The organism is Burkholderiales bacterium, assembly GCA_036262035.1.
Lineage (GTDB): Bacteria > Pseudomonadota > Gammaproteobacteria > Burkholderiales > SG8-41 > JAQGMV01.
In genome coordinates this window covers 109749-129149 of sequence record DATAJS010000023.1, presented here as the reverse complement: position 1 = coordinate 129149, position 19401 = coordinate 109749, and the positions used below count along the sequence as shown (strand labels likewise).

General features: G+C 67.6%; 19 protein-coding genes. 7 read left to right on the top strand and 12 right to left on the bottom strand.

What is annotated here, in order from left to right; all coding sequences use genetic code 11:
• Positions 1-6: 6 nt before the first annotated feature.
• From prsT to VHP37_24435, 6 genes are all read left to right on the top strand, one after another.
• Positions 7-2775 carry an XrtA/PEP-CTERM system TPR-repeat protein PrsT gene (gene prsT / locus VHP37_24460; GenBank protein HEX2829520.1) on the top strand — a complete coding sequence of 923 codons (2769 nt, stop codon included), beginning with the start codon at positions 7-9 and terminating at the stop codon, positions 2773-2775.
• Positions 2775-3722, top strand: a complete 948-nt coding sequence (locus VHP37_24455) for a transglycosylase SLT domain-containing protein (protein HEX2829519.1) — start codon at positions 2775-2777, stop codon at positions 3720-3722. The genes prsT and VHP37_24455 overlap by 1 nt, the downstream gene beginning before the upstream one ends.
• A 3-nt stretch (positions 3723-3725) precedes the next feature.
• Positions 3726-4499, top strand: a complete 774-nt coding sequence (locus VHP37_24450; protein ID HEX2829518.1) for a serine protease — start codon at positions 3726-3728, stop codon at positions 4497-4499.
• A gap of 10 nt (positions 4500-4509) precedes the next feature.
• The gene (locus VHP37_24445) at positions 4510-5397 is read left to right on the top strand and encodes a hydrolase 1, exosortase A system-associated (GenBank protein ID HEX2829517.1); all 888 of its coding nucleotides are present in this window, start codon (positions 4510-4512) and stop codon (positions 5395-5397) included.
• Positions 5398-5487: 90 nt separating this feature from the next.
• Positions 5488-5709, top strand: coding sequence for a hypothetical protein (locus tag VHP37_24440; GenBank protein ID HEX2829516.1), 222 nt, complete (start codon positions 5488-5490; stop codon positions 5707-5709).
• A gap of 187 nt (positions 5710-5896) precedes the next feature.
• Positions 5897-6847 (top strand): LysR substrate-binding domain-containing protein, encoded by a 951-nt coding sequence (locus VHP37_24435; GenBank protein HEX2829515.1) that lies wholly within the window; start codon positions 5897-5899, stop codon positions 6845-6847.
• Between the two features lie 24 nt (positions 6848-6871).
• On the opposite strand, the gene VHP37_24430 is transcribed toward VHP37_24435, so the two are convergent.
• The 8 genes from VHP37_24430 to rluD all read right to left on the bottom strand — a co-directional run bounded on the left by VHP37_24430 (position 6872) and on the right by rluD (position 14936).
• Positions 6872-7597, bottom strand: a complete 726-nt coding sequence (locus VHP37_24430; protein ID HEX2829514.1) for an FkbM family methyltransferase — start codon at positions 7595-7597, stop codon at positions 6872-6874.
• Positions 7598-7609: 12 nt separating this feature from the next.
• Positions 7610-8929 (bottom strand): 30S ribosomal protein S12 methylthiotransferase RimO, encoded by a 1320-nt coding sequence (gene rimO / locus VHP37_24425; GenBank protein HEX2829513.1) that lies wholly within the window; start codon positions 8927-8929, stop codon positions 7610-7612.
• Positions 8930-8956: 27 nt separating this feature from the next.
• On the bottom strand, positions 8957-9547 hold the full coding sequence (gene phaR / locus VHP37_24420) for a polyhydroxyalkanoate synthesis repressor PhaR (protein HEX2829512.1): 591 nt from the start codon (positions 9545-9547) through the stop codon (positions 8957-8959).
• Between the two features lie 186 nt (positions 9548-9733).
• Entirely contained in the window at positions 9734-10477 is a 744-nt protein-coding gene (gene phbB / locus VHP37_24415; GenBank protein HEX2829511.1) for an acetoacetyl-CoA reductase, read from the bottom strand.
• A 40-nt stretch (positions 10478-10517) separates the two neighbouring features.
• Entirely contained in the window at positions 10518-12269 is a 1752-nt protein-coding gene (phaC, locus tag VHP37_24410; GenBank protein ID HEX2829510.1) for a class I poly(R)-hydroxyalkanoic acid synthase, read from the bottom strand.
• A 93-nt stretch (positions 12270-12362) separates the two neighbouring features.
• Positions 12363-13178 carry a ZIP family metal transporter gene (locus VHP37_24405; protein HEX2829509.1) on the bottom strand — a complete coding sequence of 272 codons (816 nt, stop codon included), beginning with the start codon at positions 13176-13178 and terminating at the stop codon, positions 12363-12365.
• A gap of 61 nt (positions 13179-13239) precedes the next feature.
• On the bottom strand, positions 13240-13980 hold the full coding sequence (gene pgeF, locus VHP37_24400; protein ID HEX2829508.1) for a peptidoglycan editing factor PgeF: 741 nt from the start codon (positions 13978-13980) through the stop codon (positions 13240-13242).
• A gap of 41 nt (positions 13981-14021) precedes the next feature.
• Positions 14022-14936, bottom strand: coding sequence for a 23S rRNA pseudouridine(1911/1915/1917) synthase RluD (gene rluD / locus VHP37_24395; GenBank protein HEX2829507.1), 915 nt, complete (start codon positions 14934-14936; stop codon positions 14022-14024).
• A gap of 58 nt (positions 14937-14994) precedes the next feature.
• Between rluD and VHP37_24390 the strand changes: the two genes are divergently transcribed.
• Positions 14995-15807, top strand: coding sequence for an outer membrane protein assembly factor BamD (locus VHP37_24390; protein ID HEX2829506.1), 813 nt, complete (start codon positions 14995-14997; stop codon positions 15805-15807).
• 107 nt (positions 15808-15914) lie between these two features.
• Here VHP37_24390 and VHP37_24385 read toward each other — a convergent pair whose 3' ends face one another.
• The 4 genes from VHP37_24385 to VHP37_24370 all read right to left on the bottom strand — a co-directional run bounded on the left by VHP37_24385 (position 15915) and on the right by VHP37_24370 (position 19371).
• Positions 15915-16211 carry a metal-sensitive transcriptional regulator gene (locus VHP37_24385; GenBank protein ID HEX2829505.1) on the bottom strand — a complete coding sequence of 99 codons (297 nt, stop codon included), beginning with the start codon at positions 16209-16211 and terminating at the stop codon, positions 15915-15917.
• Positions 16195-16404: a heavy-metal-associated domain-containing protein gene (locus VHP37_24380; protein HEX2829504.1), complete on the bottom strand. Its 210-nt coding sequence runs from the start codon at positions 16402-16404 to the stop codon at positions 16195-16197. Before VHP37_24380 ends, VHP37_24385 begins: the two co-directional genes overlap by 17 nt.
• A gap of 3 nt (positions 16405-16407) precedes the next feature.
• Positions 16408-18603 (bottom strand): heavy metal translocating P-type ATPase, encoded by a 2196-nt coding sequence (locus VHP37_24375; protein HEX2829503.1) that lies wholly within the window; start codon positions 18601-18603, stop codon positions 16408-16410.
• 90 nt (positions 18604-18693) lie between these two features.
• Positions 18694-19371, bottom strand: coding sequence for a glycine zipper 2TM domain-containing protein (locus VHP37_24370; protein ID HEX2829502.1), 678 nt, complete (start codon positions 19369-19371; stop codon positions 18694-18696).
• Positions 19372-19401: the final 30 nt, after the last annotated feature.

The window sequence follows — 19401 nt, the reverse complement described above, 5'->3', positions numbered from 1 at the left end:
TTCACGATGACTTCTTCCAAATTCTGCAGGACCACGCTGCTCGTCCTCGCCGCTCTGACGGCCGCCGCGTGCAGCCGCGAGACGCCCGAAAGCCTCGTCGAGTCGGCGCGGGCGTACATCGCCAAGCAGGACCACAATGCCGCGGCGATTCAGCTCAGGAACGCGCTGCAGAAGCAGCCCGGCAACGCCGAGGCGCGCTATCTCCTCGGGCGCGAGCTGCTCGCGACGGGCGACTACGTCAGCGCCGAAAAGGAGCTGCGCCGCGCGTACGAGCTCAAGTATCCCGCCGACAAGGTCGTGCCGGCGCTCGCCACCGCGCTGGTGGCGATCGGACAACCGAAGAAAGTGCTCGACGAGCTGGCGTCGCAGACCGTGAGCGACCCCGACGCGATCGCAGAGCTGCAAACGGCGATCGGCTACGCCCATTTCGCCGGCGGTAACCAGGCGGCCGCGCGCAGCGCCTTCGCGGCGGCGCTGGCCGCGCGCCCTGCATACGTGCGCGCGAAGCTGGGGCAGGCGCGGCTCTCCGCTGTGGGCGGCGATCTCGCCGCGGCGCTGCAACTCGTCGAGCAGGCCGTCGCGGCGGATCCGAAGTCGGCCGAGTCGTGGCAGCTCAAGGGCGATCTCCTGGCCGCGCACCAGCAGCCCGACGCGGCGCTCGAAGCGTTGCGCAAAGCCGTGGAGCTGCGGCCGCAGTCTCCGGCCGCCCAGGCCGCGGTCGTGTCGCTGCTCCTGAGGCAGAACAAGCTCGAAGAGGCGGGCAAGCAGCTCGAGGCGATGAAGAAAGTCGCGCCCAAGCATCCGCAGACCGCGTACTTCGACGCGCTCTACCAGTACCGCAACCGCAAGCTGAAGGAGGCCGAGCAGGCGATCCAGCAAACGCTGAGCGTCGCGCCCGACGATCCCGCGGCGCTCACGCTCGCGGCCACGATCAAGCTCGACCTCGGCCAGTATGCGCAGGCCGAGGCCCACGCGCAGAAAGTGCTGTCGCGCTCGCCCGACCAGACGCTCGCCCGGCGCGTGCTGGTCGCGACGTACCTGCGCAGCGGTCAGGCGGCCAAAGCGCTCGAGTCGCTCGAGCCGGGACTGAATGCCTCGCCGCGAGACGCAAGCCTGCATGCGCTCGCCGGCGAGGCTCACATGATGAACGGCGAGGCGGGCAAGGCCGCCGCAAGCTTCGCGCGCGCGGCCGAGCTCGAGCCGTCGAATTCCAAAGTGCGCACGGCGCTGGCGCTGTCGCGCCTCGCGAGCGGCGATACGCAGAAAGGCCTGACCGAGCTGGAGCAGGTCGCCGCCGGGGATAGCGGCACCCGCGCCGACCTCGCCCTGATCTCCCAGTACCTGCAGCAGCGCTCGTACGAGCGCGCGCTGGCGGCCATCGCGGCGCTCGAGAAGAAGCAGCCCGGACCGCTCGCGCCCCACCTGCGCGGCATTGCATTCATGCTCAAGGCCGATCTCGCGACGGCCCGCAAGAGCTTCGAGCGCGCGCTCGAGATCGATCCGGCGTACCTGCCGTCGGTGGCGAGCCTTGCGAGGATCGATCTGGCGGAGAAGAAGCCGGAAGCCGCACGCGTCCGATACGAGGCGATCATCGCCAAGGATGCCAAGAACGCGGCCGCGATCCTGTCGCTGGCCGAGCTTTCGGCCGTAACGGGCAAGCCGCCGGCTGAAGTCGGCGCGCTGATCGAGAAAGCGGTCGCCGCGCAGCCGAACAACGGCAAGGCGCGCGCGACGCTGGTTCGTCACTATCTCGCACACAAAGACACGCAGAAAGCGCTGGCTGCGGCACGCGAAGGCATGGCCGCGGTGCCCGACAACCTGGAGCTGATGGACGCCGCGGCGCGGGCGTACCAGGTGAACGGTGAGACGAACGAAGCGCTGAGCATTTACAAGCGCATGACCGAGCTGCAGCCGGGTAGCCCACATCCGTACCTACGCATGGCCGAAGCTCAGCTCGCCGCAAAGCAGGTCGACGCCGCGGCGGGCAGTCTCAAGGAAGCGCTCGCCGTTCGGCCCGATTCGCTGGATGCGCAGCGCGGACTGATCGCCGTGCACCTGAGCGCCGGGCGCGTCGAGGAGGCGATGAAGGTCGCGCGACAGGTGCAAAGGGCGCATCCGCGGCAGGCGATCGGTTACGTGCTCGAAGGCGACATTCATGCCACGCGCAAGAGCTGGAGCGAAGCGGCTGCGGCCTATCGCGCCGGCCTGAAGCAGACCGGCAGCTCGACCGATCTCGCCGTGCGCCTGCATACCGTGCTCGTGGCCGGCGGCGATCGGGGGGGTGCCGAGCGCTTTGCCGCCGATTGGCTGCGCACCAATCCGCGCGACCAGGCTTTTCGCATGATGCTCGCGCAGGCCGCGCTGAGCTCGAAGGACTACGCCGCCGCCGTCGAGCAGTATCGGGCGATCCTGAAAGACCAGCCGTCGAATCCGGTCGTGCTCAACAATCTCGCCTGGGCTGCCGCGCAGCTCAAGGACCCCCACGCCATCGAGTACGCCGAAAAAGCGTACGCCGTCGCGCCCGCGCATCCGTCGGTGATGGACACTTACGCCGGACTGCTGATCGAGCGCGGCGAGACCGCACGGGCCGTCGAGCTCCTGCGCAAGGCTTCGGCGGCGGCGCCGGAATCGGCCGAGATCCGCCTCAATCTCGTGCGCGGCCTCATCAAGGCCGGCGACAAGCAGGCGGCGCGCGCCGAGATCGATTCGCTCGCGAAGCTCGGCGACAAGTTCGCCGGGCAGGCCGAGCTCGCCAAGCTGCGGCAGCAGCTCTGATGCGGTCGCGAGCGGGGCTGCGCGCAATCGCGGCGTGCGCGCTGCTCGGGCTGTGCGCGGCCGACGGCTTTGGCCAGGAGGCGTCCGAGCTGCGCGCCGAAGCGCGCGCGTACGAGCACGGCGAAGGCGTGCGCAGGAATGTCGCGCGGGCGATCGAGCTCTACTGCAAGGCGGCGCGTTACGGCGACGTCGAAGCGCAGTTCAGCCTCGGCTGGATCTATGCGAACGGGCGCGGCGTGCCGAAGGATGACGCCATGGCCGCATTCTATTTCCGGCTCGCCGCCTCGCAGGGCCATGACCACGCCGCGCAGATGCTGCGTTTCGTCGGCGACTCGGTCGCTGCGGCTCCGCACTGTCTCACCCCCGACCCGCCCTTGCTCGCGGCAGCGCCCGCGACGCCTGTCGACCGCGAAGCGCACGACGACGAGGCCTTCGTGCCGCGCACCCCGATGCAGAAGCTCGCGGCGGGACTCGTCCGCGAGCTCGCGCCCAAGTACGGGGTCAGGCCGCGTCTCGCGCTCGCGGTGATCCGCGCCGAATCGAACTTCGAGGCTTCGGCGCGCTCGCCGAAGAACGCGCAGGGACTGATGCAGCTCATTCCGGAGACGGCGGCGCGCTTCAACGTCGCCAGGCCGTTCGATCCGGCACAGAACATACGCGGGGGACTGGCCTATCTGCGCTGGCTGCTCGCGTATTTCGAAGGCGACGTCACGCTCGTCGCGGCGGCGTACAACGCGGGCGAGGGCGCGGTGAACCGCTTCCGTGGAGTGCCGCCGTTCGCCGAAACTCGCGATTACGTGCAGCGCATCCTGCGGCTGTACGGGGCGCTGGAGCATCCGTTCGACCCGGCCGTCACCGATTCGTCACCGGAGCTCGGCAGCATCCGCAAAGCCGCGTCTCGCGGGCCGAGGGTGTCGGCCGCCGCAACGCCCGCGCGCGAGTTCTGATCCGTGCCGGTCCGACTCGCGCTATTGCTGCTCGCGCTGGCGGGAGCGATGCCATGCCGCGCCGGCGCGCTTCCCGACACCATCGAGCGCATCAAACCTTCGATCGTCGCCGTCGGCACTTATCAGAAGACGCGCAGCCCGCCTTTCCAGTTTCGCGGCACCGGCTTCGTCGTCGGTGACGGCACCCGGGTCGCGACCAACGCGCACGTGCTGCCGGAGCAGCTCGACGTGCAGCAGCGCGAGGTGCTGGTCGTCATGGTGCGCGCAGGCGGCGAGCCGCAGCCGCGCGAAGCTGCACTGGTGGTGACCGACGGCGGCCACGACGTCGCCGTGCTGCGCATCAACGGCGCGCCGTTGCCCGCGCTGTCGTTCGCATCGGACGCGGTGCGAGAGGGCGACATGGTCGCGTTTACCGGCTTCCCCGTCGGCGGCGTGCTCGGTCTCGCGCCGGTGACGCACCGGGGCATGGTGTCCGCGATCACGCCGATCGCGCTGCCGATGGCAAGCGCACGGCAGCTCGACCCGCGCGTCGTGCGCCGGGTCAAAGCCGGCACGTTCTCGGTGCTGCAGCTCGACGCCACGGCCTATCCGGGCAACAGCGGCAGCCCCTTGTTCGACATCGAATCGGGTCGAGTCGTGGGCATCATCAACATGGTCTTCGTGAAGGGCACGCGCGAGTCGGTGCTGAGCCATCCTTCGGGGATCACGTTCGCCATTCCCATTCGTCACCTCGCCGAGCTGCTGTCGGCGCAGGAGAGCGGCGCACGCGACCGTTAGGCGGGCTCGGATGAACGAACAGCCTGTCGTCTTCGAATGCGCCGGCGAGAGCCTCGTCGGCATCGTCAGCGTGCCCCGCGGATCGCCGAAGCTCGGCGTGGTGATCCTCGTCGGCGGCCCGCAGTATCGCGTGGGCAGCCATCGCCAGTTCGTCCTGCTCGCGCGCCGTCTCGCCGCCGGCGGCGCCGCGGTCATGCGCTTCGATTATCGCGGCATGGGCGACAGCGCAGGCGCGAGCGTGCCGTTCGACGAGATCGCGCCCGATGTCGCGTGCGCGATCGACGCGCTCGCCGTCGCGTGTCCGTCCATAGATCGCGTCATTCTGTGCGGCCTGTGCGACGCCGCGTCCGCCGCGCTCCTGTACGCGCACTCGACGCACGATGCGCGCATTGCGGGTCTGGTGCTGTTGAACCCGTGGGTGGGCAGCGAGCGCGCGCGGGCGGCGGCCTACGTCAAGCACTACTACACCAAACGAATGCTCGAAGCATCGTTCTGGCGCAAGCTGCTCGCCGGAGGCGTGGACATCGGGTCAGCGGCCGCACACTTGTCGCGGTCGATCCGTCGCGTGCTCGGCAGTGCCGGGGAACCTGCAAGCCGCGGCGGGGAATCGCTCGCCGATCGTCTCGGCCGTGCGCTCGACGGGCTGACCACCCCCACCTTGCTGCTGCTCAGCAGCGACGATCTGACGGCACGGGAGTTCGGCGAGTACAGCCGCGCACGGCGGCGCGGCGCGCGGCTCAGCGCGTGCGTCGAGCAGCACACCGTCGATGCCGATCACACGTTCGCGTCCTCGGCGGCGCGACGGCGGATGGAGGACCTCACCGCCGAATGGTTGCACCGCACCTATCCGGAACCCGAGTGCCTCATCGCGAGCGGCGGTTTGCTCAATATCGATTGAGCGGACGTTCAACCGCTCTCGCACTTGGCCCTGCTGCGTGTCAATCATATAAACTGCGCTAATTCCAAGAACGATATCGAGGGAGAGTACGTGGACGAAAAGGTCTCGTACGCAGCAGGTCAGATTCACGCGCACATGTGTCTCCTGCGCGCGCTGGTCGCGGTTCATCCCGAGCGTGAGAAGCTGCTGATGGATTTCATCAGCAAGCGCGACATCGCGGTATCGCTGTCGATCTCGAGCGCAGTCACCGAAGGTTATCTCGAAGGTCTGCGCGACGAGAGCGAGAGCCTCCTCAAGGGTTTCGATTGCTGAGATGCGGTGCGTGTTAGGACGAACGACGGCGCCGCGACTCGCACCGCCCATGTCAAGTCCGGCGCGTCGTACCTTTGGCGGGTACGGCCTTTGATGCCTCCTGTGGCACAGTGTGCGCGGGAGAAGCATCGGGTCGAGCCCGGTCGCTGAACGGGAGCTTCCGAGAAGACCAAGAAGTGCGCCGGAGATGAAACCCCCGCGTTTACCGCTCTCGAGCCTGAGAACATTCGCCGTGGTCGCGCGGCTGCTGAGCGTCACCAAGGCGGCCGACGAGCTGAAGGTCACCCCGTCGGCGGTCAGCCATCACATCAAGCTGCTGGAGGAATATCTCGAGACCAAGCTGCTGCGTCGCACGGGCAACAAGATCGCGCTGACCGCCGCGGGCGAGCGCTACGTCGCTCAGGTCGAGGACGGTCTGCTGCTCCTGTCGAACGCGACGCGCAATCTGAAGGCCGCGAAAGACCAGCCCATCCTGCGGGTCGCATGCCCCCCGAGCCTCGGGATGCTGTGGCTGATGGGGCGCATCGGCGGCTTCATGAAAGAGCGCGACGACATCTCGCTGTCGATGACGATGGTGCCCGATCCGACGATCCTGCTCCGCAGCGCTTTCGACGTCGGGCTCTGGTACGGGCAGGGCCCGCTCAGCGGACTGCGTGTCGTGCCGCTCAGCCGCAACCCGATATTCCCGATCTGCAGCCCGCACCTGGCGAGACACGCAGGCGCGATCGCCGAGCCGGGCGATCTGGCGAATCACACGCTGCTCGACAGCTCGGACGAAACCTATTACGACAAACAGCCGCAGCGTCCCGGCTGGCACGGCTGGCTGCAGGCCGCCGGCCTCCCGGATATCGCAGGAAAGCGCTATCTCAATTTCACGCCGCGCGTGTACATGCATCAGGCCGTCAGGGAGTGTCTCGGCGTCGGATTGAGCCGCGGCTTGCTCGCGGTGGACGAGCTCGCGGAGAAACAGATCGTCGTGCCGTTCGGCCCCGCCGTCGAGCAACCCTCGACCTACAACCTGGTGTGTCCGACCGTGCTCATCAAACGCAGGGACGTGATCGCATTCACCGAGTGGATCGTGAGCGAGGCACAGCGCAGCATGTCGATTCTCGACAAGCTGCTCGCCGAGTTTCGCTGAGCCCGCGCGGGCAGGGACGGCCGCTCACTCGAAAAAGCTCGAGTTGAAGCAGAAGAGGTTTTCGCCGCGGTTGATCACTTCGAAATCGAGCGCGGCGATCGTCTGGAGAAAGCGCCGCGACGTGCCCTTGAAGGGCAGCAGCCAGTCGTGCAGCTCGATCGCGATGAGCGCGAAGCGGTCCACCCATTCGGTGTTCGTCGCGAAGAGATCGGCTTCGCCGCCTTCGATGTCGAGCTTGCACACCAGCGGGAATGCCGAACCGGCGCGTTCGAGCAGCGCGGCGATCGAATGGACCGCGACCGGCCGGCCGCCCTCGGCTTCGACACGATAGGCCCATTCGCCGCGGCCGGGATCGACGAGGTGCATCGTCCCGTCCTCGGCGCCGACCGCGCCTTCGACGATGGTGACGTTCGGGCCCGTGCAGTTCAGGCGCAGGAGCTCGACGTTGTCGGGCGCGGGCTCCACCGCGACGATCCGGGCCTCGGGAAACAGCGCGCGAAACCACGCCGCGCTCGCGCCGATGTTGGCGCCGGCGTCGAGGATGAGCGGCGTGACGCCTCCGGCACGCACGCTGTCGTAGAGGCGCCGCACGAGCTGTCCCTGCGCCCATTGCTCGAAGTGGTAATCCTGCTGGACGAATACCTGCTGCAGCACCCCGGCGTCGGCGTGGGACGCCTTGCGCGTCCAGAAGTCGAGCGTGGTCTTACCGAGCCTGACTTCGTGCTTCTCGAGCGCGTCGGCAGGAATCACGAGCGGGGCCTGTCAGGCGGGCCTGCCGTAGAGATCGTGCTCGTCCGAATCCTCGATGAGCACTTCGGCGAGCTCGCCCTGTTTCAGCTTGTGCGAGCGCGGCATGTGCACCAGCCCGTCGATCTCCGGCGCGTCGGCGGGTGTGCGGCCGACCGCGCCGCCCTCGTCGACCTCGTCGACCAGCACGGTCAGCGTGCGGCCGACCTTGCGTGCAAGCCGTTCGGCGCTGATGCGCGCCTGAACTTCCATGAACCGCTCGCGGCGCGCTTCCTTCACTTCCTCGGGCACGGGGTCGGCCAGCGCGTTCGCCGCCGCGCCTTCGACCGGCGAATAGGCGAAGCAGCCGACGCGATCGAGCTGCGCTTCTTCGAGGAAGGCGAGGAGCTCCTCGAAATCGCTCTCGGTCTCGCCGGGGAAGCCGACGATGAAAGTGCTGCGAATCGTGAGCTGCGGGCAGATCTCGCGCCAGCGCTTGATGCGCGCGAGGTTGTTCTCCGAGCTCGCGGGACGCTTCATCGCTTTCAGCACCCGCGCGCTCGCGTGCTGGAAAGGCACGTCGAGGTAGGGAAGGACCTTGCCCTCCGCCATCAGCGGGATCGCTTCGTCGACGTGCGGGTAGGGATAGACGTAATGCAGGCGCACCCACACGCCGAGCTCGCCGAGCGCGCGGGCGAGCTCGGTCATGCGCGTTTTCAGCGGGCGGCCGCCCCAGAAGCCGGTGCGGTACTTGACGTCGACGCCGTAGGCGCTGGTGTCCTGAGACACGACGAGGAGCTCTTTCACGCCCGCGTCGACGAGCGCTTCGGCTTCCTTCATCACGTCTCCGATGGGCCGGCTCACGAGGTCGCCGCGCATGGACGGGATGATGCAGAAGGCGCAACGATGGTTGCAGCCTTCGGAGATCTTGAGATACGCGTAATGCTTCGGCGTGAGGCGCACGCCCTGCGGCGGCACGAGGTCGACGAAGGGATCGTGCGGCTTCGGCAGGTGCGTATGCACCGCGGACATCACTTCTTCGGTGGCGTGCGGGCCGGTCACCGCGAGCACCCTGGGGTGCGTCTTCTGCACGACGTCGCCCTTGGCGCCGAGGCAGCCGGTGACGATCACTTTGCCGTTCTTGTCGAGCGCCTCGCCGATCGCATCCAGCGATTCGGCCACGGCGGCGTCGATGAAGCCGCAGGTGTTGACGACGACCAGGTCCGCGCCTTCGTACGACGGCGAGATGAGATAGCCCTCCGCGCGCAGCTGCGTGAGGATGCGTTCGGAATCGACCGTCGCTTTGGGACAGCCCAAAGAGACAAAGCCCACCTTGGCGGGCGCTTGAGTGCTCACGATGGAAAACGGTAGAACGACGCGCGGCTACTTCTTGTCGTCGCCGCCGCCTTCGGGTTCGGGTTTATTCGGCTGCGCCCCGGGGAAACCGGGGAACTGGAAATTGCCGAACATGTTGCGCGTCTGCTGCTGGAGCTGCTGCTGCATCTCCATGAACGCGTTCGCGCTCTGCTCGAGATAGCGGCTCATGAAGCCCTGGAGCGCCGGCCCCTGCATCTTCACGAACTCGCCCCAGGCGTCGGAGTTGATCATCGGGTTCTGGCCGTAGATCTGCCGCGACTGCTCCTGGAGGCGCTTCTGCATGTCGATGAAGGTGTGGATGTTCTTCTCGAGATACGTCCCCATCATGCCCTGCATCGCGTTGCCGTAGAAGCGGATGATCTGCGAGAGCATGTCGGAGGAGAACATCGGCGCGCCCGCGGTTTCTTCCTCGAGGATGATCTGGAGCAGGATGCTGCGGGTCAGATCGTCCTTGCTCTTCGCGTCCTCGACGCGGAAGTCGACTTGCTCGAGCACGAGCTTCTTCACGTCCTGCAGGGTGATGTAGCTGCTCGTCTCGGTGTCGTACAACCGGCGATTCGGATACTTCTTGATGATTCTCGACGGCTGCTGCGACATGGAAGGAACCTCGGAGGCTAGTGCGATCGGCAATTATTCCACAACCGCCCGGGCGTGACAATTAAAGGCCTGAATTAGCGGGGTAAATTCCCGCAAGAGAGGAGAGAGGCGAAAGGCGAGAGGAGAAGAACCCGGATCACGCGACGGTGTTCTCCTCTCTCTTATCGCCTCTCTCCTTTCGGCCTCTCACTGCATGTGCTGTCCGCCGTTGATGGCGATGTTGGCGCCCGTGACGAAGGCGGCCTCCTCCGAGCAGAGATAAGCCACCAGGCCCGCGACCTCCTCGGGCTTGCCGAGGCGGCCGACCGGAATCTGCGGGACGATCTTGGAATCGAGGATGTCCTTCGGGATCGCCAGCACCATCTTGGTCCCGATATAGCCGGGGGAGATCGTGTTCACGGTCACGCCCTTCCTTGCGTACTCGAGCGCCGCCGCCTTGGTGAACCCGTGCATGCCGGCCTTGGCCGCGGAGTAGTTGGTCTGGCCGAACGCGCCTTTCTGGCCGTTCACCGAGGAGACGTTGATGATGCGGCCCCAGCCGCGGTCGGCCATGCCGTCGATCACCGGCTTGGTCATGTTGAAGACGCTGTCGAGGTTGGTCTTCATCACCGCGTCCCAGTTCGCCCGGTCCATCTTCTTGAAGGTCATGTCGCGGGTGATGCCGGCGTTGTTGACGAGCACGTCGACCGGCCCGTGCTCGGCCGCGATCTGCTTCACCGCTTTCTGGCACGAATCGAAGTCGGCGACGTCGACCTCCACGGCGCTGAACTGATGGCCCTGACCCTTCATCTCGTCGAGCCATTGCTTCGATTTGGTATTGCCGGGCGAATACGTGGCGACGACCTTGTAGCCCATGGCGGAAAGCTTTACGCAGATCGCCTCGCCCAATCCGCCCATCCCGCCGGTAACCACCGCCAAACGCTGTGCCATGATGTCCTCCGCTGTTGAAAACGCGCGTGCTGCAACTACCTCAAACCGTCTTCTCTTTCACGTACCGCCCCGGTGCGGGTTCGATCTCGGGATACTCGTCGCTGCCGGGCGTCGAGCACGCCGGGATGCGTTCGCCCGCCTGCTTCGCGAGCCACTCGCTCCAGTGCTTCCACCAGCTCCCCGGCGTGTCGGTCGCTGCTTCCAGCCATCGCGCCGGGTCCTTCATGAGTTTACCGCCGGCCCAGAAATTGCGGCGGTTGCGGGACGCCGGATTGATGACGCCGGCGATGTGTCCGCTCGCGCCGAGCACGAACTGCACGGCGCCCTTGAGGTGTCGCGCGCTCGCGTACGCCGTCTGCCACGGCACGATGTGATCGTCGCGCGCTGCGACGACGTATGCCGGCATGTCGATCTTGCGCAGGTCGACCGGCACGCCGCACATCGTGAGCTTGCCCGGCTTCTTCAGGTTGTTCTCGAGGTACATGTTGCGCACGTAGTACGCATACATCGCGCCCGGAAGGTTGGTGCTGTCGCCGTTCCAGTAGAGGAGGTCGAAAGCTTCCGGCGTCTTGCCCTTGAGATAGTTGTTGACGACGTACTGCCAGATGAGATCGTTGGCGCGCAGCGACGCGAAGGTGAGGGCGAGCTCCTTGCCCGGCATGACGCCGCCGTTCGCGAAGTCGCGCTCGCGCTTGCCGACGTACGCCTTGTCGACGAAGACCGAGATCTCGCCGGTGTCGCAGAAGTCGAGCATCGCCGCGAGCAGCGTGAGGCTGGCGACCCGATCGTCACCCTGCGCGCGGCGCACCGCGAGCGCGCTGCCGAGCAGCGTGCCGCCGATGCAGAACCCCAGCGCGTTCACCTTGTCCGCGCCGGTGATGTCCAGCGCGACGTCCAGCGCGCGCATGACCCCTTGCTGCAGGTAATCGTCCCACGTGGTGGTGCCCATCGACTCGGGCATGTTGCGCCACGAGGCGATGAACACCGTGTGGCCCTGCTCGACGGCGTAGCGCACGAACGAGTTCTGCGGCTGGAGGTCGAGGATGTAGTACTTGTTGATGCACGGCGGGACGATGACGAGCGGCCGTTCGTAGACCGTGTCGGTCGCAGGATGGTACTGGATGAGCTGCATGAGCTCGTTCTCGTACACCACCGCGCCCGGCGTCAGCGCGAGATTGCCGCCGACCTCGAAGGCGGTCTCGTCGGTCATCGAGACCAGCCCCCGGTCGATGTCACCTGCGAAGTTGCGCAGCCCCGCAGCCAGGCTTTCGCCGCCGGTCTCGCCGGCGAGCTTCAGCGCCTCGGGATTGCTCCACGGGAAGTTCGACGGCGCCATGGCGTCGATGTACTGCCGCGTATAGAAGGAGAGCTTCTTCTTGTCGCGCGCCGGAAGCTCGGCGGCTTCGACGAGCTCCGAGAGCAGGCGCGCGTTGAGGAGGTACGACTGCGCGAGAAAGCTCCAGTACGGCTGCTGCCAGTCGGCGCCGCGGAAGCGGCGGTCGCCCGACTCGGCCTGGACGACCTGCGGCGGCGCGGCATCGGGCGCCGTCGTCGAAACGCTGGTCCAGAGCTCGAGCTGTTTCTGGTAATAACGGCTCTGGATGTCGAGCCAGCGCTGGGGATCGGCGGCGAACGCCGTCGTCAGCGATTTCAGCATCGCGCCGCTGCCGGGCGCGGTGCCGTCTTCCGCGAGCGGCTTCATCATGCGCTCGAGGAGTTGGCGGTTGAGGTCGGCGAGCGCCTGCATGGAGGCGGGAGCGGGCGATCCGGTGCGAGACGGTTCTTCGGCCATGGCGGGCTGCCGGCGGCGGGCCGGTTCGTTTGGTATGGTCTCGATTATGCGGGCAGATACGGATGCGAGCACGAGACGTGCCGCCTCGCCGCGTCAGACGTACGAGTGCACGACTTCGCCGACCAGCCAGATCGTCGCGATGCCCAGTCCGATCAGGACGACCTGCTGCGCCGTCGCGCCGAGCTCCGCCCGGCGGTGCAGGCCCGGGATGAGATCGGCGACGGCCACGTAGAGCATGCTCGCCGCGGCCAGCCCGAGGAGCGGCGGCACCCACTGCTGCACGGTCTGCAGCGCGAAATACGCGATCACGCCGCCCACGACCATCGCCACGCTGGAGAGCATGTTGAGGAGGAGCGCGGCGCGGCGGGTATATCCCGAGTGCAGCAGGATCAGGAAGTCGCCCACTTCCTGCGGAATCTCGTGGGCGATGATCGCGAGCGCGGTGACGATCCCGAGCTCGGTGTTGGCGAGAAACGCGGCGGCGACGAGGATGCCGTCGACGAAGTTGTGGAAGGTGTCCCCGATGAGGATCATCAGGCCGCTGCGGCCGTGATCGTGGGCGCCGTTGGGCGGCGGCGCGGCGTGGCTGTGCGCGTGATCCTGGACCGACGGATCGTGCGCCTCGCACTGCTCGAGGTGGCAGTGGCGCCACAGCACGAGCTTTTCGAGCACGAAGAAGAGCAGGATGCCGCCCAGTATCGTCGCGGCCATCGCCTGCATGCTGGTGGCGACCTCGAAGGCGTGGGGCAGCAGCTCGATGAACACCGCGCCGAGCAGCGCGCCGACGGCATAGCTGATGAGCACCGGGATGTGCGCCGCGCTCGCGAACGTCGCGAAGAACGAGGCGACGAGCACCGAGAGCACGCCACCCGCGAGGGTCGTCGCGACGATCCAGGTCAGGGAAGTCATTGAAGGAACCGGCGGGGCAGCGCGCGCGTCATGCAGCGCACGTCGCCGAGAAAAGGGCGGATTATACGCGCCAGATGAAAGCGCCCATACGCCCGGTGATGCGGTCGCGGCGGTAGGAATAGAAGCGCTGCGCGTTGTCGTACGTGCAAAGGTCGCCGCCGTAGACGCGCGCGACGCCGCAGCGCTCGAGCGTGCGCCGCGCGAGCGACGGCAGGTCGGCGAGCCACTTGCCTTGTGCGTGCGGCCGGAAAGCGCTTTTCGCGCCGGCATCCTTCGCCGTGTAGGCTTCGAGGACGTCGTCGCCCACTTCGAACGCCGTCGGCCCGATGCCGGGTCCGATGTACGCCATGAGGCTCCTGCCGTCGGCGCCGCGCTCGACCATCGCCGCGATGGTGTTGTCGATGACGCCGGCCGCGAGGCCGCGCCACCCCGCGTGTGCAGCGGCGACCACGCTGCCGTCGGCGTCGGTCAACAGGATCGGCAGGCAGTCGGCGACCATGATCGCGCACACCGTGCCCGGCTCGCGCGCCGTCGACGCGTCGGCCTGCGGGCCGTCGGCGACGCTTTCGGCTTCGACGACGCGCGCGCCGTGCACCTGTTTGAGCCAGCGCGGTTCAGCCGGCAGCATCGCGCGCAATCGCTCGCGGTTCGCGCGCACCGCCTGCGTGTCGTCGCCGGTGCTGTAACCGAGGTTGAAGCTCGCGTACGGGCCGGCGCTCACGCCGCCTGCCCGCGTGGTGATCACCGCCCGCGCGTTTGCGGGTGCGGGCCAGTCGGGAACGATCCAGTCAGGATTGAACATTTGAATATAGAGAGGAGACAGGAGACAGGGGAGGCGCGACGCTATTCTCCTCTCTCCTCTCTCTTCTCTCCTTTCAACCTCTCCATGAGCTCTCGCATATCCTCCGGCACCGGCGCCTCCCAGCTCATCGCCTTGCGCGACACCGGATGCACGAGCCCCAGCCTTTGCGCGTGCAGCGCCTGGCGGTGGAACGCGAGCTTAGGGTTAACGTTGCGCTTGCCGTACACCGGGTCGCCCAGGAGGGGATGTTTGATCGAGGCGAGGTGCACGCGGATCTGGTGCGTGCGTCCCGTTTCGAGGCGGCAGGCGAGCAGCGTCGCGTCGGGGTAGCGCTCGACCACGTGGTAATGGGTCACCGCGGGCTTGCCGCGCGAGACCACCGCCATGCGCGTGCGGCTCGTCGGGTGACGTCCGATCGGCGCTTCGACCTTGCCGTCGCGAGCGACGGCGCCGTGCGCGATCGCGGCGTACTCGCGCCTGACCGTTCGCGCCTGGAGCTGCCGCACCAGATCGGTCTGCGCTTCGAGCGTCTTCGCCACGACGAGAAGGCCGCTCGTCTCCTTGTCGAGCCGGTGGACGATACCGGCGCGCGGCACCTGGGCGAGTTGCGGCGCATGGTCGAGCAGGGCGTTGAGCAGCGTGCCGCTCCAGTTGCCGCTGCCCGGATGAACTACGAGCCCCGCCGGCTTGTCGATGACGATGATCGCCGCGTCTTCGAAGACGACGTCGAGCGCGATCGCCTCGGGTGCGGCCGCAAGCTCGCGCGGGTCGGCGGCGGGGCGCACTTCGAGCGCTTCGCCGCCCCAGACCTTCGCGCGCGGCAGCGCGGCGCGGCCGTCGATGCGTACGCGCTCGTCCTTGACCCATTGCGCGAGCCGGCTGCGCGAGTGCTCGGGCAGCAGCCTGGCGAGCGCCTGGTCGAGGCGCATGCCGGCGCATTCGGCGGGTACGGTCAAGGCCAGCGCCGCAGGCGAAGCCTGTGAGCTATAATCCTGTTTTTCGGGGAGTTTTTGCATGATCCAGCGTAGTTTAGCCGTAGTCCTGATGCTGCTCATCGGGTGGCTGCTGGGCGCCTGTGCGCAGTTCAAGAGCGACTACGACGAAACCAAAGGCTGGTCGGCGGGCAAGCTGTACTCCGAAGCGAAGTCCAACCTGAACGACCGCAACTTCGAGCAGGCGATCAAGTATTACCAGAAGCTCGAGGCGCGCTATCCGTACGGCCGCTTCGCGCAGCAGGCGCAGATCGAAGTCGCCTACGCGCACTACAAGCAGGGCGAGCCCGCGCTCGCCGTCGCCGCGTCGGACCGCTTCATCAAGATGCACCCGAATCATCCCAACGTCGATTACGTCTATTACCTGAAGGGCCTCGCGAACTTCAACGAGGATCTCGGCATCATGGGCTTCATCGGCCAGCAGGACATGTCCGAGCGCGATCCGAAGGCGGGGGTGGAATCGTTCGATGCGTTCAAGGAGCTCGTCGCACGCTATCCCGAGAGCAAGTACACGCCCGACGCGATCGAGCGCATGAAGTACCTCGTCAACTCGCTCGGGGCTCACGAGATCCACGTCGCGCGCTACTACATGAAGCGCGGCGCCTACGTCGCGGCGGTCAACCGTATCCAGTACGCGCTGAAGACCTATCCCACGGCGCCCGCGAACGAAGAAGGCCTGGTCATGCTCGTGCAGGCGTACGACAAGCTCGGGATGACCGACCTGCGCAACGACGCCGAGCGGGTGATGAAGAAGAACTTCCCGAACAGCGTGTACCTCAACGGCGGCCGTCCGGGACGTTCCTGGTGGACCGTGATCCAGCCCTGGAACTGGTAATCGCGCGCCCGCTAGCGGGCGCTGCGCTTCCGCGCCGGTGAACGCCAAGGAGGGAAACCTTGGTTTTCCCTCCTTGAACCTCCCTTCCTTGAACTTCCCCGCTATCCTTAGCGAAGGCGCTTCACCACCGTCAGCAGCTCGTCGACCGCGTGGTCGCCCTTGCCGGCGCGTATCGCCGACTGCACGCAGCCGTGCGCGTGATCCTCGAGCAGCTGCATCGCGACGGCGTCGAGCGCCGAGCGGATCGCCGCGATCTGCGTGAGCACGTCGACGCAGTAACGGTCCTGCGCGATCATCGACGCGACGCCGCGCACCTGGCCTTCGATGCGGTTGAGCCGCTTCAACAACGCAGCGCGATGCGGCTGTACGACGCGCGGCGCTTCTTCCCTATCCGACGACGTCATAACCGGCATCCTCGATCGCGGCCTTGAGCGCGTCCGGCGTGACGCGCCCCGGCTCGTAGCTCACGGTCGCTTCCTTCCGGTCGAGCGACACGTCCGCGCGCTGCACGCCGTCGAGCGCGGTGAGCACGCGCTGCACCGAGGCGACGCAGCCGGAGCAGGTCATGCCGCTGATCTTGAGTGTTTTCGTTTCCATCGTTTACTCCTTGTTCACGGCTTTCCAGCGCTTGAGCAGCAGTGAGTTGCTGACCACCGACACCGAGCTCAAAGCCATTGCCGCGCCCGCGATGAGCGGGTTCAGCAGGCCGACGGCCGCGAGCGGGATGCCGAGCACGTTGTAGACGAACGCGAAGAAGAGGTTCTGGCGGATCTTCTCGAGCGTCGCGCGCGACAGCGCGATCGCGTCGGCGACGCCGGCGAGGTCGGAGCGCATGAGGGTCACGTCCGCGACGCTGATCGCGACGTCCGAGCCGGCGGCGATCGCGAAGCTCACGTCGGCGGCGGCGAGCGCGGGCGCGTCGTTCACGCCGTCGCCCGCCATGCCGACCGAGCGGCCTTCACGCTTCAGCGCCTCGACGCGCTTCGCCTTGTCCTGCGGCAGGACCTCGGCCTCGAAGCGCTCGATGCCGACCTCGCGCGCGATCGAGGCGGCGATCGCCGCGTTGTCGCCGGTCATCATGACGACCTCGATGCCGCGCGCCTTCAGCGCGTCCATCGCGGCGCGCGAGCTTGCACGCAGCCGGTCCGCGATCGCGATCACTCCGATCGCCGCGCCTGCATGCGCGACGACGACCGCGGTCTTACCCTGCGCTTCGAGCGCGGCGAGGTGCGCTTCGGGCACTTTGATGCCGTTCGCGAGCATCAGCCTGCGCGTGCCGAGCAGCGCGGGCACGCCGCCGACGACGGCCTTGACGCCCTGACCGGGTACCGCTTCGAAAGCGGTGACGGCATCGGCCGCGATCGACTGCGCGGCCGCGTGCTGGAGCACCGCGCGCGCGAGCGGGTGCTCGGACGATTGCTCGAGGCTCGCGGCGAGCGCGATCACGTCGCGCGCTTGGGCCGGCGCGAGCGGCACCACGTCGGTCACTTCGGGCCGTCCCATCGTGAGCGTGCCGGTCTTGTCGACGACGAGGGTGTCGATGTGCGCGGCGTGCTCGAGCGCTTCGGCGTTGCGGATCAGTATCCCGGCACGCGCGCCCGCGCCGGTGCCGACCATGATCGCGGTCGGGGTCGCGAGGCCGAGCGCGCACGGGCACGCGATGACGAGCACGGCCACGGCATGCATGAGCGCGAGGGCGGCGCTGGCGGTGACCCACAGCGTCGCGGCGAACGTGACGACCGCGATTGCGACGACGATCGGCACGAAGACGCCCGACACCTTGTCGGCGAGCCGCTGGATCGGCGCTTTGGAGCCTTGCGCCTCTTCGACGAGCCGCACGATCGCCGCGAGCGCCGTATCGGCGCCGATGCCGGTCGCACGGCAGCGAAGCATGCCGGTGGTGTTCACCGTCGCGGCGAAGACGCGTGCGCCGCGCTCTTTCTCGACCGGCAGGCTCTCGCCGGTCAGCATCGCCTCGTCCACGCCCGAGGCGCCGTCGAGCACCACGCCGTCGACCGGAATGCTGTCGCCCGGCCGCACGACGAAGACGTCGCCGACCTGCATCTGCGCGACGGGCACCTCGACGATCTCACCGCCGCGCTCCACGCGCGCCAGCGACGGCTGGAGCCTGATCAGCTCTTCGATCGCGCGCGTGGTGCGCGACTTCGCGCGCGCTTCGAGCAGCTTGCCGAGCAGGATGAACGTGATGATCCCGGCGCTCGCTTCGAAATAGAGGTGCAGGTCGAGGCCGAGGACGACCGCGGCCGCGCTGTAGCCGTACGCCATCGTGGTGCCGAGCGCGATCAGCACGTCCATGTTGGCGCCGCCGCCGCGCAGCGCGTGCCAGGCGCCGACATAGAAGCGTCGTCCTATCCAGAACTGCACGACGCTCGCGAGCGCGAGCTGGAGGGAGGGGGGGATGAACTCGTAATGACCGGCGGTGAGCATGACGGCCATCTGGGCGAGGAAAGGCAGCGTGAGCACGAACGCTGCGACGAACTGCCGGCGCTCCGCACGGTAGTCCGAGAGGCGCCGTGCGCGCTCTTCCTCGCGGGTTCGTCCCGCGATCTCGCGCGCGCCGTAGCCCGCTTTGGCGACCGCCGCGGCGAGCCGCCCTAGATCCGAGCGGGCAGGGTCGTAGCTCACGCGCGCTTTCCCGGTCGCGAAGTTGACGCTCGCCGAGACGCCGGGGATGCGGTTCAGCACCTTCTCGACGCGGGTGGCGCACGCCGCGCAGGTCATGCCCTCGATGCCCAGATCGACGCTGGCCCGGGCCGGGGTGGCAGCGGTGTCCATGGGCGCGAGTATATACCCACAGGGGGTATATGTCAACCGCTGCGAAAAAACCGCGCCGTAGCGCGGTTTCTTCGCGGAGCGGGCTCGCGGTCAGTCGCGCTGGAGCGAGCCGTTGACGACGCGCACCTTGTCGCCGGCCGACACGCCCGGGGCGGACGCGTAGTTGAAGCTGCGGTGCGAGCCGTCGTTCATGCGGACCGCGACGACATAGCTCGTCGTGCTCTTGTAGCGACGCTCGACTTCGGTGCCGGCCGCCGCGCCCGCGCCCGCGCCGATCACCGTGGCGATGGTCTTGCCGCTGCCGTTGCCGATCTGACGTCCGGCGAGGCCGCCGAGGAGGGCGCCTGCCGCCGGGCCGATCATGCTCGCCTCACCTTGTTGCTTCACCGCGCGGACCGAGGTCACCGTGCCGCAGCTATGGCAGGGGGCCGGGGCCGCCGGCGCGGGGCTCGCGGCGGCGACGGTTTCGCGGGTGCTGCTGGAGGTCGCACCGGTCGCCGGCGCGGTCTTAGCCGGCTCGCTCGAAGTCAGGCGCCGCGGCTCGGAGGCCGGCTTGTGCGTGACGGTGCGGCTCTCGCGCGTCGTCGTCGTCGTGGTCGGCGGCGCGCCGGACGGCGCGGCGGTGAGCTCCTGCTTGTCGGCCGCGCGGTTCATCGGGCTCGGGACGATGCCCGTCATGACGCCGATCGCGAGCAGGCACGTGAGGATCACCGCGATCGCGGCGATCACGATCAAAGGGTGATTCCCTCGAAGGCTGTGGGTATTCATATCAAGATCTCCTTTTGCGCTCACTCATTA